The sequence below is a fragment of the Pseudonocardia sp. Ae331_Ps2 genome, from assembly GCF_001932405.1.
Taxonomy (GTDB): Bacteria; Actinomycetota; Actinomycetes; order Mycobacteriales; family Pseudonocardiaceae; genus Pseudonocardia.
Genome location: NZ_MCIM01000001.1, coordinates 536,945 through 550,544, shown reverse-complemented (window position 1 = coordinate 550,544; position 13,600 = coordinate 536,945). Strand labels below are relative to the sequence as shown.

At 74.7% G+C, this 13,600-nt stretch carries 12 protein-coding genes; 7 read left to right on the top strand and 5 right to left on the bottom strand.

Translation table 11 applies throughout. The features are described 5' to 3' along the window. Positions 1 to 44 precede the first annotated feature (44 nt). Positions 45 to 506, top strand: coding sequence for a MarR family winged helix-turn-helix transcriptional regulator (locus tag Ae331Ps2_RS02735; RefSeq protein ID WP_075310911.1), 462 nt, complete (start codon positions 45 to 47; stop codon positions 504 to 506). Then, on the top strand, positions 503 to 1,189 hold the full coding sequence (locus Ae331Ps2_RS02730) for an SDR family oxidoreductase (RefSeq protein WP_020627464.1): 687 nt from the start codon (positions 503 to 505) through the stop codon (positions 1,187 to 1,189). The genes Ae331Ps2_RS02735 and Ae331Ps2_RS02730 overlap by 4 nt, the downstream gene beginning before the upstream one ends. Before the next feature lie 18 nt (positions 1,190 to 1,207). On the opposite strand, the gene Ae331Ps2_RS02725 is transcribed toward Ae331Ps2_RS02730, so the two are convergent. Further along, positions 1,208 to 3,571, bottom strand: a complete 2,364-nt coding sequence (locus Ae331Ps2_RS02725; RefSeq protein WP_075310913.1) for an FdhF/YdeP family oxidoreductase — start codon at positions 3,569 to 3,571, stop codon at positions 1,208 to 1,210. A gap of 452 nt (positions 3,572 to 4,023) precedes the next feature. Here Ae331Ps2_RS02725 and whiA point away from each other — a divergent pair, with 452 nt between their 5' ends. Next, positions 4,024 to 4,929: a DNA-binding protein WhiA gene (gene whiA, locus Ae331Ps2_RS02720; RefSeq protein ID WP_075310915.1), complete on the top strand. Its 906-nt coding sequence runs from the start codon at positions 4,024 to 4,026 to the stop codon at positions 4,927 to 4,929. A gap of 57 nt (positions 4,930 to 4,986) precedes the next feature. On the opposite strand, the gene Ae331Ps2_RS02715 is transcribed toward whiA, so the two are convergent. Next, entirely contained in the window at positions 4,987 to 6,000 is a 1,014-nt protein-coding gene (locus tag Ae331Ps2_RS02715; protein ID WP_075310917.1) for a phosphotransferase family protein, read from the bottom strand. Next, positions 5,997 to 7,190 (bottom strand): acyl-CoA dehydrogenase family protein, encoded by a 1,194-nt coding sequence (locus Ae331Ps2_RS02710; protein WP_020622435.1) that lies wholly within the window; start codon positions 7,188 to 7,190, stop codon positions 5,997 to 5,999. Before Ae331Ps2_RS02710 ends, Ae331Ps2_RS02715 begins: the two co-directional genes overlap by 4 nt. 106 nt (positions 7,191 to 7,296) lie before the next feature. On the opposite strand from Ae331Ps2_RS02710, the gene Ae331Ps2_RS02705 reads away from it, so the two are divergent. Then, positions 7,297 to 7,881 (top strand): TetR/AcrR family transcriptional regulator, encoded by a 585-nt coding sequence (locus Ae331Ps2_RS02705; protein ID WP_249265366.1) that lies wholly within the window; start codon positions 7,297 to 7,299, stop codon positions 7,879 to 7,881. Here Ae331Ps2_RS02705 and Ae331Ps2_RS02700 read toward each other — a convergent pair. Together Ae331Ps2_RS02700 and Ae331Ps2_RS02695 are read right to left on the bottom strand one after the other, a co-directional pair. Continuing rightward, positions 7,868 to 9,097 carry an enoyl-CoA hydratase-related protein gene (locus Ae331Ps2_RS02700; protein ID WP_158071514.1) on the bottom strand — a complete coding sequence of 410 codons (1,230 nt, stop codon included), beginning with the start codon at positions 9,095 to 9,097 and terminating at the stop codon, positions 7,868 to 7,870. The genes Ae331Ps2_RS02705 and Ae331Ps2_RS02700 overlap by 14 nt on opposite strands. Before the next feature lie 14 nt (positions 9,098 to 9,111). Continuing rightward, positions 9,112 to 9,900 carry an enoyl-CoA hydratase/isomerase family protein gene (locus tag Ae331Ps2_RS02695; protein ID WP_075310921.1) on the bottom strand — a complete coding sequence of 263 codons (789 nt, stop codon included), beginning with the start codon at positions 9,898 to 9,900 and terminating at the stop codon, positions 9,112 to 9,114. Positions 9,901 to 9,992: 92 nt separating this feature from the next. On the opposite strand from Ae331Ps2_RS02695, the gene Ae331Ps2_RS02690 reads away from it, so the two are divergent. From Ae331Ps2_RS02690 to Ae331Ps2_RS02680, 3 genes are read left to right on the top strand one after another with little or no spacing between them, the layout of a single operon-like run. Further along, complete coding sequence (locus tag Ae331Ps2_RS02690; protein ID WP_043278107.1) at positions 9,993 to 11,234, top strand: NAD(P)/FAD-dependent oxidoreductase; 1,242 nt, start codon at positions 9,993 to 9,995, stop codon at positions 11,232 to 11,234. Between the two features lie 24 nt (positions 11,235 to 11,258). Continuing rightward, complete coding sequence (locus Ae331Ps2_RS02685; protein WP_020623741.1) at positions 11,259 to 12,410, top strand: acetyl-CoA C-acetyltransferase; 1,152 nt, start codon at positions 11,259 to 11,261, stop codon at positions 12,408 to 12,410. Further along, complete coding sequence (locus Ae331Ps2_RS02680) at positions 12,410 to 13,576, top strand: thiolase family protein (protein WP_075310923.1); 1,167 nt, start codon at positions 12,410 to 12,412, stop codon at positions 13,574 to 13,576. Before Ae331Ps2_RS02685 ends, Ae331Ps2_RS02680 begins: the two co-directional genes overlap by 1 nt. Positions 13,577 to 13,600: the final 24 nt, after the last annotated feature.

Sequence of the window (13,600 nt, the reverse complement as noted above, 5' to 3'; positions counted from 1 at the left end):
GAAGATACCTGTCAGATGACAGTTGATGGTGGTACGGTCGTCGCGTGGACGACGACCAGGAGACCCGGCTGTTCGAGCTGGCCGACCGCATCCTCGCGGTCGGTCGGCTGATCCATGCGTCGAAGGAGCCCGCGTTCTCCGGGCAGAGCTGGACCCCGCTGGAGAGCGCGGTCATGCGGGTCGTCGACCGGGAGCCGGGGATCACGGCCGGTGCCGTCGCGCAGGCGACGCGGCTGATCTCCAGCAACACCAGCCGCGCACTGCGCGGCCTCGAGGCCAAGGGGCTCGTGCGCCGCGAGCCCGACCCGGCCGACGCCCGCCGCGTCCGTCTGTACCCGACCGACCTGGCCGCGGAGAACCTGCGTGTGCTGCGCCGGATCTGGAGCGGACTGCTCGACGGGGTCGGCGACGACCCCGCCGCGATCGACACCACCGTCGCGCTGCTGCGGCGGATCGAGACCGAGCTCGGCGGGAGCAGCCGGGCCACACCACCGGAGGCGACATGACCGACCGCACCGCACTCGTCGTGGGGGCCTCGCGCTCCCTCGGGCTCGCCCTGGCGGGGGAGTTCGCCGATCGGGGGTGGGACGTCGTCGCGACCGTGCGCGGCGACACCTCCGAGGGCCTCGCCGAGCTCGCCGCCCGGACCGGGCGGGTGACCGTCGAGCGACTGGACATCACCGACACCGCCGGGATCGCCGCGCTGCGCGAGCGCCTCGGCGACCGCCGGATCGACCTGCTGTTCGTCAACGCCGGCATCACCGACGCCGACGTGCCGGCCGCACAGGTGCCGACCGAGGTGTTCGCCGAGGTCATGGTGACCAACGCGCTGAGCCCGATGCGGGTCGTGGAGGGTCTGTCCCCGCTGGTCCCGCCCACCGGCACGATCGGGGTCATGTCCTCGCGGCAGGGCAGCGTCGGGTTCAACACCCGGGGCGGGCACGAGGTGTACCGGGCGAGCAAGGCGGCGCTCAACCAGCTGATGCGCAGCTACGCCGCCCGGACGGCGCAGGACCCGCGCACCCTGCTGCTCCTGCACCCGGGGTGGGTGCAGACCGACCTCGGCGGCCCCGGGGCCCGGCTGACCGTCGCCGAGAGCGCGCGCGGGGTGGCCGACGTGCTGGAGGGCCACGCCCACGACGGTGGGCTGCAGTTCCTCGACCACACCGGCGCGGTCGTGCCGTGGTGACCCGCTCGGGTCCCGCGGTCAGGACAGGTGCGACACCTCCGGCCGGGACTTGTGGCCGTCGTCGTCGCCGACCTGGCCCTGCGCGCCCCGCGGGTTGCAGTCGGTGCCCCCGGCGACGCCGAGCCTGACCACGACCGACTTCGACGCCGGCTGGTTGCTCCCGGCCGCCGTGGCGTCGAGCGGGACGAGCGGGTTCGTCTCCGGGTAGTACGCCGCCGCGGTGCCCCGCGGGACGTCGTAGGCGACCAGCCGGAAGTCCGACGCGCAGCGCACGTGCTCGTCGCCGTCCCAGCGCGTGATCAGGTCGACGTGGTCGCCCTCGGCGTAGCCGAGCGCGGCGATGTCCTCGCGGTGGCAGAACACGACCCGGCGCCCGCCCTCGATGCCGCGGTAGCGGTCCGAGAGGCCGTAGATCGTGGTGTTGAACTGGTCGTGGCTGCGCAGGGTCTGGAGCAGCAGGTGCCCGTCGGGCACCTCGAGCACCTCGACCGGCGACACCACGAACTCGCCGCGGCCGGACGGGGTCTCGAAGGTCCGCGAGTCCCGGGGCGGGTGCGGCAGGACGAACCCGCCGGGCCGGCGGACGTTCACCTCGTAGCTCTCGCAGCCGGTCACGACGCGCGAGATGTGGTCGCGGATGCGGCGGTAGTCCCCGCGCATCGCGGCCCAGTCGATGCCGTGCCGGTCGCCGAGGGTGGCCTCGGCGATGCCGGTGAGGATCGCGATCTCGGAGCGCAGGTGCGGGCTCGCCGGCGGCAGCGGGCCGCGGGAGGAGTGCACCGAACAGGTGGAGTCCTCGACCGAGACGAACTGCGGGCCGGACTCCTGGACGTCGCGCTCGGTGCGCCCCAGGGTGGGCAGGATCAGCGCGGTGCGACCGCCGTGCAGGTGCGAGCGGTTGATCTTCGTCGAGATCTGCACGGTCAGCCGGGTGCCGGTCAGCGCCGCGGTCGTGATGTCGGTGTCCGGCGCGGCCTGCAGGAAGTTGCCGCCGAGGCCGACGAACACCTTCACCCGCCGGTCGCGCATGGCCCGGATGCTGTCGACGGTGTCGAGGCCGTGCTCGCGGGGCGGGTCGAACGCGAACTCGCGCTCCAGGGCGTCGAGGAAGGAGTCCGGGACGCGTTCCCAGATGCCCATGGTGCGGTCGCCCTGGACGTTGGAGTGGCCGCGGACCGGGAACAGCCCGGAACCGGGGCGTCCGATGTTGCCCTGGGCCAGCGCGACGTTGACGACCTCCTTGATCGTCGCGACGCCGTTGCGGTGCTGGGTCAGCCCCATCGCCCAGCAGAAGACCGTCTTGCGCGAGTCCCGCAGCAGGGCCGCTGCCCGGGTGATCTCGGCCCAGGACAGGCCGGTGGACCGGGTGACGGCGTCGCGGTCGATCCCGGAGACGTGCTCGCGCCAGGCGTCGAACCCGGTGGTGTACCGGTCGAGGAACTCGTGGTCCAGGGCGTCCCACTCGACCAGCAGCGAACCGATGGCCTGGAACAGCGCCAGGTCGCCGTTGACCCGGACCGGCAGGTGCAGGTCGGAGATGTCGGTGCCGCGTCCGAGGACGCCCTTCGGGGTCTGCGGGTTCTTGAACCGCATCAGCCCGGCCTCGCGCAGCGGGTTGATCGTGAGGATGGTGGCGCCGTTGCGCTTGGCGTGTTCGAGCTGGGTCAGCATCCGCGGGTGGTTGGTGCCCGGGTTCTGCCCGGCGATGACGATCACGTCCGCCTCGAGCAGGTCGGGCAGCGTGACGCTGGCCTTGCCGATGCCGATCGACTCCTGCAGCGCGATGGAGGTCGACTCGTGGCACATGTTCGAGCAGTCGGGCAGGTTGTTCGTCCCGAACGCCCTGGCGAACAGCTGGTAGACGAACGCGGCCTCGTTGGACGCCCGGCCGGAGGTGTAGAAGGTCGCCTCACCGGGGTCGTCCAGGGCGTTCAGCTCGTCGCCGATCAGCCGGAACGCCTCGTCCCAGCCGAGGGGCTCGTAGTGGGTGCCGTCCGGGCGCCGGACCATCGGGTGGGTGATGCGGCCCTGTTGGCCCAGCCAGAGCTCGGAGTGGGCGTCCAGGTCGGCGACGCTGTGCCGGGCGAAGAACTCCGGGGTCGCGCGGCGGGTGGTGGCCTCCTCGGCCACGGCCTTCGCGCCGTTCTCGCAGAACTCGGCGACCGAGCGGTGCCCGGGGTCGGGATCCGGCCAGGCGCAGCTCATGCAGTCGAAGCCCTCGGCCTGGTTCAGCTTCAGCAGCGTGCGGGCGGTCCGGGCCGGCCCCATGTGCTCCAGCGACCGCTTCATCGACACCGCGACGGCGGTCGCCCCGACGGCGTGGTCCTCGGGGGAGCCGACGTCGAGGTCGGTCTCGGAGTACTCCTCGTCGTGCCTGCTCACCGGTCCACCTCCGTGCTCGACGGCTGCCGGGCGGCGCCGTGCCGGCGTCGTGCCCGCTCCGGAGCTCTACCCGGCGGGAGCGATCCCAATCCCCCGCGGACCCGATCGGACCCTGCCGGCATCCCGTGCCCTGGTCGTGCGGCGGAGTTCATCACACAGGGTGGTCGACCGACCACCGGTCGTCCCGGATGCCGCGCCGGGCGTACCGGGTCGCCCGGTCGCCGTGGCGGGCGGGCGCGTCCGCCTCGTCCCCGGCGACGGGTCGTTGTCCGGGTGTGGCGTCGTCGATCGGGAGCCCGGCGTGCGCCACCGGTCGGTCCGAGGCGTGTCGCCCCCGCCAGGGCGGTCCGTCCCGGGCCGGCCGTCCCCCCCGGCCCGGACGCCGTCCGCCGGTTCCGGGGGCCCGAGCCGGCACCGGCGGAGCACGCCGGTCGGATCCGAAGGAGCTGCAGGTGGACACCCCCGACGTCCGGGACGAGCTGTTCCGGCACCGCCCCGCGCGAGCCGACATCGGTCGTGCGGAGGTGGCGACGACACTCCGGTTCGCCTGCGCCGGGACGCTCGGCCAGACCGTCGGGGCGGCATCGGTACCGGTGCTGGAGGTCCCCACCGGGTGCGCACGCTCCGCCGAGCGCCTGGCCCGGCAGATCACCGACCTGTTCGAGATCCCCGTCGTCCGGCCGTCGTCCGAGTCGCTCCGCATCGTCGCGCGCGTCCCGGAGCTGGCCCGCCGCACCCGGCTGTGCGACGGCACCGGCCGCTGGGTGCGCGGGCTGCCGCCGTCGGTCGTCGCGGGCGACGACGCGGTCCTGGCCGGGGCCTGGCGCGCCGCGTTCCTGGCCGCCGGGGCGCTCGGCGGCCGGGGCCGGGCCGGGCTGGAGCTGATCTGCCCGTCCCCGGAGACGGCGATGGCGCTCACCGGCGCGGCCCGGCGCCTCGGCGTCGCCGCGCTGACCCGCCCCGGCACCCAGGGCGACCGGGTGGTCGTCCGCGACCACGCCGACGTGCGGGCGGTGCTCGGCCTGATCGGCGCGCCGCGCGCGGCGCAGGCGTGGACCCCCGACCTCCGACGCGGGACCGGCGAGGCGCCGGTGAGCGGCGCGCTGCACGACGCCAACCGGGAGCGTGCCTCCCAGGCCGCGGCGACGACGACCCGGCGTGTCCAGGCACTGCTGGCGGACCCGCCCGCCGGGGTGCCCGACCGTCTGCTGGCCACCGGCCTGCTGCGGGCCCGGAACCCGGAGCTGTCGTTGCAGGAGCTGGGCCGTCTCGCCGACCCGCCGATGACCAAGGACGCGATCGCCGGACGGCTGCGCCGGCTGCTCGAGTACGCCGACCGCGCGCACCCCGGCGGCTGAGGGCGGACCCGCTGACGGCCGCGCGCCGGGCCGCGGTGCCCGGCGCCCCCCGGCCGGTCAGGCGTGGACGGCGACCACCCCGGCCGCGGCCAGCGGTGCGGTCGCCTCGCCGACCGTCGCGAACCCCTCCCCGCGGGTGTCCCCGCGCAGGTGCCGGGCGTGGATGCCCTCGGCGATGACCGCGGCCTTGAGGTAGGCCAGCCCCCGGTGGAACGCCCAGTGGCGCACCGTCCGCCCGGACGCGACGGTGTAGCGCTCCACCAGCTCCGCGGTCGACGGCATGCGGGAGCTGGTCGAGGCCGCGGACCCGGCCAGCACCGGTGCGAACGTCGGGTCGCCGTAGACGGTGTGCAGCGCCAGGTCCGCCAGGGGGTCGCCGAGCGTGGCCATCTCCCAGTCGACGAGCGCGCGGATCGTGGCCGGGTGCCCGGCGTCGAGGATGGCGTTGTCGATGCGGAAGTCCCCGTGCACGACGGCGTGGTCGCTCTCGGCCGGGCAGGTGTCGTCGAGCAGGCGGTACAGGGTGTCGACGTCGGGGATCTCGCGGGTGGCGACGCGCTGCCACTGGCCGTACCAGCGCTCGACCTGGCGGCGCAGGTACCCGGCGGGGCGGCCCAGCTCGGCGAGCGGACCGGTGGTGACGTCCACGGCGTGCAGTGCGGCGAGGGTGTCGACCAGGGAGAACGCCACCGCGTGCACGGTGGGGTCGTCGAGGGCGGCGAGGTCGTCCTCGCTGCGTACGACGATCCCGTCGACGAACCCGGTGAGCGCGAACGGCACCCCGAGCACGCTGTCGTCGGCCAGCGCGACGGCCGGGGCGACCGGTACGCCGGTGCCCGCCAGGGCGGCGGTGACCCGGAACTCGCGGCCCATGTCGTGCGCCGACGGGGTCAGCGTGCCCAGCGGGGGGCGCCGCAGGATCCACACGTGGGTGCCGTCGGTGACCCGGTAGGTGAGGTTCGAGCGGCCGCCGGAGACCAGCTCGGCGGTGACCCCGCCGCGGTACCCGTCGACGTTCGCCCTCAGGAAGGTGTCGAGGGCGGCCAGGTCCAGGCCGTCGGGACCGCTCATCGGGCCTGTTCCCTGCGGTAGCGGCCCACGGTGCGCTTGGCGATCGACCAGCGGTGGGTCTCCGACGGGCCGTCGTAGATCCGGAACGGGCGCACCTCGCGCAGGAAGCGGCCCAGCAGCACGTCGCCGGACACCCCGCGTCCGCCGTTGAGCTGAAGTGACCGGTCCACGACGCGCCAGACGGCCTCGGCGGTGAAGGTCTTGGCGATCGACACCTGGCTGCCCGCCGGATTGCCGCGGTCGAGCTCCCAGCAGGCCTGCAGGATCAGCCCGCGCGAGGCGGCGATGTCGATCTCGTTGTCGGCGATCATGGCCTGGGCCATGCCGAGGTCGGCCAGCCGGGACCCGAACACCTCGCGCTCCGAGGCCCACGCCACCGCGATGTCCTGCGCACGCCGGGCGATCCCCAGCCAGCGCATGCAGTGGGTGAGCCGCGCCGGGCCGAGCCGCACCTGGGCGTAGCGGTAGCCCTGGTCGACCTCGCCGAGCACCGCGTCGTCCGGGACACGGCAGTCGGAGAACTCGACCTCCAGGTGTCCGCCGAACAGCGACTCGTCGAGCGTCGGGATGTGCCGGCCGACCTTCATCCCGGGGTTGTCGGCGTCGACCAGGAACATCGTCGCGCCGCCGCGGTCACCGGGCTCGCCGGTGGTGCGGGCCATGACGATGGCGAACGCGGCGCCGTCCGCGCCGGTGGTGAACCACTTGCGGCCGTCGATGCGCCAGCCGCCGTCGACCCGGGTGGCCGTGGTGGACAGGGCGTCGGGGTCCGAGCCCGCGCCGGGGGCGGGCTCGGTCATCGCGAAGCAGGACCGGACGTCGCCGGCGGCCAGCGGGGCGAGGTAGCGCTCCTTCTGCTCCTCGCTCGCGATCCGCTCCAGCATGTGCACGTTGCCCTCGTCGGGGGCGGCGATGTTGAGCGCGATCGGTCCGAGCAGCGAGTACCCGGCCTCCTCGAACACCGCGGCGCGGGCGCGCATGTCCAGGCCGTGCCCGCCGAGCTCCGGCGACGCGTGCGGGGCGAACACCCCCGCGGCGCGGGCGGCGTCCTGCAGCTGCACCCGGGCCTCCTCGGAGGGCAGGACACCGCCGTGGGTCTCCTCGACCGGGATCACCACCTCCCGGATGAAGCGTGCGGTGCGCTCCGCGAGGTCGCGGACGTCCGCGTCCTGGGCGAGGTCGACGGCCATGTCTCCTCCATCGGCTAATGAGTGTTAGCCACCTTCTAGCAGGTTCGAGGCAGGTGAGTACAGCGCAGGGAGCCTCATGTCGCAGGTCGGCTATAGACTGCTAGCCGTGCGGGGCGACGAGATCCGGTCGGCGGCGCTGGCGGAGTTCGCCCGTCGCGGCTACGAGGCGACGACGATGGCCGACATCGGCGCGGCGGTCGGCATCCGCGGCCCGAGTCTCTACAAGCACGTCCGCTCCAAGCAGGAGCTGCTCGCCTCGGTCATCGACGCGACCATGCGCGCCCTGCTGGCCGAGCACGACGCCGCGGTCGCCGGGGTCGCCGACCCGGCCGAGCGGCTGCGCCGCGCGGTCGAGGCCCACGTGCGGTTCCACGCCCGCAACCGCCTGGAGGCCTTCGTCGGCAACCGGGAGCTGCGCAGCCTGACCGAGCCGCACCGGTCCGAGGTGCTCGGGCTGCGTGCCGACTACGAGCGGCGCTTCCGCCGCCTGATCACCGACGGGGTCGAGGCGGGCGTGTTCTCGGTGGCCTCGCCGCAGCTGGCCTCGTACGCGATCCTGGACCAGGGGATGGGCGTCGCGGTGTGGTTCCGCGACGACGCGGGCCCGGCCGAGAACGAGGTCGCCTGGCAGCTCGCGGAGTTCGCGCTGCGCCTCGTCGGAGCCGGGCCCGGGCCGGTCAGGAGCCCGTGAAGCGGGGCTGCCTGCGCTCGGCGAGGGCCCGCGTCCCCTCCAGCAGGTCGTGGCTGCGCCCGGCCTCGACCACCGAGCGCTGCTCCTCGGCGAGGTGGGTGTGCAGGTCGGACTCGCTGCTGCGGCGCAGCAGCCGGCGCACCGCGCCGAACGCCTGTGTCGGGCCGTCCGCGATCGTCGTCGCGTACTCCCGCGCCACCGCGTCGACCTCGGCGGCGGGCACCACCCGGGTCACCAGGCCCCACTCCAGGGCCTCGGCCGCGGTGAGCCGGCGCCCGGTCAGGAACAGCTCCTGGGCGCGGCGCAGCCCGACCAGCCGCGGCAGGGTCCAGGAGAGCCCGCCGTCGGCGGTGAGCCCGATGCCGCCGTAGGCGGTGGTGAACACGGCGTCCTCGGCGGCGACGACGACGTCCGCGGCGCACACCAGTGCCAGGCCCATCCCGGCTGCGGCGCCGTGCACCGCCGCGACCACCGGCGCATCCATCGTGGACAGGCGTTCGACGGTGGGGTGGAACAGGTCGGTGACCTCGCGCAGGACCCGGGGGAGCTCCTCGGGGGCGCAGCCGGTGAACAGCTCGACGTCGCCGCCGACGCAGAACACCCGGTCCCCGCCGGTGAGCACCACGGCCCGCACCGCGGGGTCGGCGGCGACGGCGTCCACGGCCCGGGCGAACTCGGCTCCCAGTGTCCGGTCGACCGCGTTGTGCCGGTCCGGACGGTTCAGCCGCAGGGTGCCGACGCCGTCGGCGACCCGCACGTCGAGGGTGGTGTACGGCGGCGCGGCGGCGGCCCAGCGGGCGGTGTCGGTGAGCTGTTCGAGCCGGGTCAGCCGGCCGCCGGCGACGGTGACGACGTGGGTGAACGCCGCCTCCAGCTCGGCGCCGCCGCGCCGCCCGCGGCCCCGGTAGTGCCCGGAGACCAGCAGCCGGCCGTCGGCGAGCGCGTCGATCCGGTCGGGCTCGGCGCGGGCGGCGAAGTGTCGTCCGATGCCGCCCCAGCCGTCGCGCCGCATCGCCTCGGCGCCGCGGTGCTCGCCGCCCACGTCGCCCGGCATCCCCGCGGCGAGCACGCCGACGAAGTCGGGGTCGAGGATCGCGTCGAGGGTGTCCCGGTCGCCGTCGGCGAGCGCGGTGTAGAGGCGCCGGACCACGGCCTCGGCGTCGGTTCCGGTGCCGCTGTCGGTGTGGGTGTCGGTGGTGACGGTGGTGGTGTCCACGGTGTGCTCCTGGGTCATCGGCCGTCGAACTTCGGGGCGCGGCGCTCGGTGAACGCGATGACGCCCTCGCGGACGTCGGCCCGCCCCGCGCCGGCCGTCATCAGCCGGTACTCGGCGAGCAGGCCGTCGGCGTGGGTGCGGTCGTCGCTGTCGCGCAGCAGCTGCTTGATCCCGCCGTAGGCCCAGGTCGGGCCGTCGGCGAACTCCTCGGCGATGGTCCGGGCAACGGTCTCGACCTCGTCGCCGGGCACGACCTGCGACACCAGCCCCCACTCCAGCGCCTGCTCGGCGCCGACCGGGGTGGAGCGCAGCATGAGCTGCTGGGCGCGGCGCATCCCGACCAGCCGCGGCAGGTACCAGGTGCTGCCGCCGTCGCCGGTCATGCCGAGCTTGGTGAACCCCGTGGCGAGCTTCACGTCATCGGCGGCGACGACCACGTCGGCACCCCACACCAGCCCCAGCCCGCCGCCGCCGACGCCGCCGCGCACGGCCGCGACGACCGGGACCGGCAGCGCGGAGAGCCTGCGCAGCGTCGAGCCGTGCCACGTGTCGATCATCGAGTCCAGCTGGGCGGGCAGGTCGTCCACCCGGCTGCGGAAGAACCCCAGGTCGCCGCCGACGCAGAAGGCCGGACCGGCGGCGGTGAGCAGCACGCTGCGCACGGTCTCGTCGGCCTCGACGGCGCGGACGGCGGCGTCGATCGCCTCCACCATCGCGGGGTCGATCGCGTTGCCCCGGTCCCGGGTCAGCCTGATCTCGGCGAGTCCTCCGGTGACCCGGTGGATGGCCCTGTCCTCGTGCATCGCGTCCTCCCGAACGGCGGCCCCGGCGTTGACGTCGAATCTGGCATAAGTTTATTCTCGATTCAAATCTGGTCGACGAAAGGGTGCCTGCGATGTCACCGAGTCCCGGTCCCCGCCTCGTGGTCGTCGGGGCGTCCCTGGCCGGTCTGCGGGCCGCCGAGGCCGCCCGCGACGCCGGGCACACCGGCCCGGTGACCCTCGTCGGTGCCGAGGCGCACCTGCCCTACGACCGGCCCCCGCTGTCGAAGGCGTTCCTGGACGACCCCGAGGCGCCGGACGTGCGGTTCCGGACCGAGGAGCACCTGCGTGACGAGCTCGGCGTGGACCTCGTCCTCGGCGAGCCGGCGACCGGCCTGGACGCCGACGCCCGCGAGGTCGTCGTCGGCGACCGCCGGATCGGCTACGACGCACTCGTCGTCGCCACCGGGGCCCGCGCCCGCACGCTGCCCGGGGACCTGGCCGGGGTGCACACGCTGCGCACCCTCGACGACGCGCGGGCCGTGCGCGCCGCGCTGGACGCGGGCGCCCGCACCGTGGTCGTCGGGGCCGGGTTCATCGGGTCCGAGGTCGCGTCCGGTGCCCGCAAGCGCGGCCTGCCCGCCACCATCGTCGAGGCGCTGCCGGTCCCGCTGGTCCGCGCGGTCGGCGAGCAGATGGGCGCGGCGCTGTCACGGCTGCACGAGACCAACGGCACCGACCTGCGCTGCGGCGTCGGCGTCGACGGGCTGGAGGGCGACGGCCGGGTCACCGGTGTCCGGCTCGCCGACGGCACCGTGCTGCCCGCCGACCTCGTGGTCGCCGGGATCGGCGCCACCCCCGACACCGGCTGGCTGGAGGGCTCCGGGGTCGGCCTGGACAACGGGATCCTCGCCGACGAGACCCTACGGACCGACCTGCCGGGGGTGTACGCCGCCGGCGACGTCGTGAACTGGGTCAACCCGCTGTTCTCCGAGCTGCCGACCGGCGGCCGCATGCGGATCGAGCACTGGACCAGCGCCGCGGAGCAGGGCGCCCGCGCCGCCCGCAACGCCCTCGACCCGGACGCGGCCCGGCCCTACGAGACCGTGCCCTACTTCTGGTCGGACTGGTACGGCAGCCGCATCCAGTTCGTCGGCGTCCCGCGCGCGGACGAGATCCGGGTCGTCTCCGGCTCCCCGGAGGACGGCCGGTTCGTGGCGCTCTACCGGACCGGCGACCGGCTGACCGGCGCGCTGACGCTCGAGCGCCGCGCCGACGTCATGAAGTACCGCGTCCGCATCGGACGCCGCACGAGCTGGACGGACGCACTCGCGTTCGCCGAGGAACGCAACGCCGCGGCCGTCGCCGCGCGCTGAGACGCGACGCAGGAAGAGGAACTCATGGGCGAGGCCTACATCGTCGACGCCGTCCGGGCCCCGGTCGGCCGCCGCAAGGGCGGACTGGCCGCCGTGCACCCCGCGGACCTCGGGGCGCACCCGATCCGGGCCCTGGTGGAGCGCACCGGGGTCGACCCGGCGGCGATCGACGACGTCGTCTACGGCTGCATCGACGCCATCGGCGCCCAGGCCGGGGACATCGCGCGCACCGCGGCGCTGGTCGCCGGGCTGCCGGAGTCGGTGCCGGGCACGACCGTGGACCGCCAGTGCGGCTCCAGCCAGCAGGCCGTGTCCTTCGCCGCGCAGGCGGTCATGGCGGGCACCCAGGACCTGGTGATCGCCGGCGGCGTGCAGATCATGTCGCAGTACCCCATCCTGTGCTCGTTCTCCGTCGGCGAGCCGTTCGGCGCGACCGACCCGTGGACCGGCAGCGTCGGCTGGGAGAAGCGCTACGGCACCCAGGAGATCAGCCAGTTCCGCAGCGCGGAGATGATCGCCGAGAAGTGGAACCTGTCCCGCGAGGACATGGAGGTCTTCGCGCTGGAGAGCCACCACCGCGCGCTGCGCGCCATCTCCGAGGGCCGCTTCGAGCGGGAGATCGTGCCGTTCGGCGAGGTCGGCACGGACGAGGGCCCGCGCGCGGACACCTCGCTGGAGAAGCTCGCCGGCCTCAAGACCCTCACCGAGGGCGGCCGGCTGACCGCCGGCGTGTCCAGCCAGGTCTCCGACGGCACCGCGGCACTGCTCATCGCGTCGGAGTCGGCGGTGCGCGACCACGGGCTGACCCCGCGGGCGCGGATCCACCACGTGTCGGTGCGCGGTGCCGACCCGGTCTGGATGCTGACCGCGCCGATCCCGGCGACCGAGTACGCGCTGCAGAAGACCGGTCTGACCATCGGCGACATCGACACCGTCGAGATCAACGAGGCCTTCGCCTCGGTCGTGCAGGCGTGGCTGGCCGAGACCGGCGCCGACCCGGAGAAGGTCAACCCCAACGGCGGCGCCATCGCGCTCGGCCACCCGCTCGGCGCCACCGGCGCCCGGCTGATGACGACCATGCTGCACGAGCTGGAGCGCACCGGCGGCCGCTACGGCCTGCAGACCATGTGCGAGGGCGGCGGCCAGGCCAACGTCACGATCATCGAGCGGCTCTGATGCGCACCGCCGTCGTCGTCGAGGCGATCCGCACCCCGGTCGGGAGAGGCAAGCCCGGCGGCGGGCTGTCGGGTGTGCACCCGGCCGACCTGCTCGCCGGTCAGCTCGCCGCGCTCGTCGAGCGGGCCGGGATCGACCCGGCGCTGGTCGAGGACGTGATCGTCGGCTGCGCCCAGCAGGTGGGGGAGCAGGCCGGCAACATCGGGCGCAACGCGGTGCTCGGCGCCGGGTTCCCCGAGTCCGTGCCCAGCACGACGCTCAACCGGCAGTGCGGGTCGAGCCAGCAGGCGGCGGCGTTCGCCGCCCAGGCCGTGCTGGCCGGCGTGCACGACGTGGTGATCGCCGCGGGCGTCGAGTCGATGAGCGCGGTGCCGATCGGCAGTGCCCGCGCCGGGATGGGGGAGCGGGCGTCCGCCCGGTACCCCGACGGTCTGGTCAACCAGGGCATCTCCGCCGAGCTGGTGGCGCAGCGCTGGAAGCTCGAGCGCGACGAGCTCGACGCCTACTCCGCCGAGTCGCACCGCCGCGCCGCGCGGACCTGGGCCGACGGCGGGTTCGACGCCGAGGTCGTCGCGGTGCCGGAGGCGCCAGGGCTGACCACCGACGAGACCGTCCGCGACACGACCACCGCCGAGGGCCTGGCCGGGCTGCGGCCGTCGTTCCGCACCGACGAGATGTCGGCGCGGTTCCCCGAGATCGACTGGCGGATCACGCCGGGCAACTCCTCCCCGCTGACCGACGGCGCGTCCGCCGTGCTGGTCATGAGCGAGGAGCGGGCGACGGCGCTCGGGCTGCGTCCGCGGGCCCGGTTCCACGCGTTCTCCGTCGTCGGCGACGACCCGCTGATGATGCTGACCGGCCCCATCCCGGCCACCCACGCGGTGCTGGCCCGCGCCGGTCTGTCCCTCGACGAGATCGACGCCTACGAGGTCAACGAGGCGTTCGCCCCGGTCCCGCTGGCCTGGGCACGCGAGTTCGGCGCGGACCCGGCCCGGCTCAACCCGCGGGGCGGGGCGATCGCGCTCGGGCACGCGCTCGGCTCCTCGGGCACCCGGCTCCTGGTGACGATGCTGCACCACCTGGAGGCCACCGGCGGCCGCTACGGGCTGCAGACGATGTGCGAGGCCGGAGGGATGGCCAACGCCACCGTCATCGAACGGCTGTGAGCGGCGGCGGGCCGTGTCCGGGGG

What these genes read in the sequence shown, in the direction of transcription:
- Ae331Ps2_RS02710 (WP_020622435.1), bottom strand. Translation starts at nt 7,190, where the DNA reads ATGGCCGTCGACCTCGCCCAGGACGCGGACGTCCGCGACCTCGCGGAG.
- Ae331Ps2_RS02730 (WP_020627464.1), top strand. Translation starts at nt 503, where the DNA reads ATGACCGACCGCACCGCACTCGTCGTGGGGGCCTCGCGCTCCCTCGGG.
- Ae331Ps2_RS02715 (WP_075310917.1), bottom strand. Translation starts at nt 6,000, where the DNA reads ATGAGCGGTCCCGACGGCCTGGACCTGGCCGCCCTCGACACCTTCCTG.
- Ae331Ps2_RS02680 (WP_075310923.1), top strand. Translation starts at nt 12,410, where the DNA reads ATGCGCACCGCCGTCGTCGTCGAGGCGATCCGCACCCCGGTCGGGAGA.
- Ae331Ps2_RS02685 (WP_020623741.1), top strand. Translation starts at nt 11,259, where the DNA reads ATGGGCGAGGCCTACATCGTCGACGCCGTCCGGGCCCCGGTCGGCCGC.
- Ae331Ps2_RS02695 (WP_075310921.1), bottom strand. Translation starts at nt 9,900, where the DNA reads ATGCACGAGGACAGGGCCATCCACCGGGTCACCGGAGGACTCGCCGAG.
- Ae331Ps2_RS02690 (WP_043278107.1), top strand. Translation starts at nt 9,993, where the DNA reads ATGTCACCGAGTCCCGGTCCCCGCCTCGTGGTCGTCGGGGCGTCCCTG.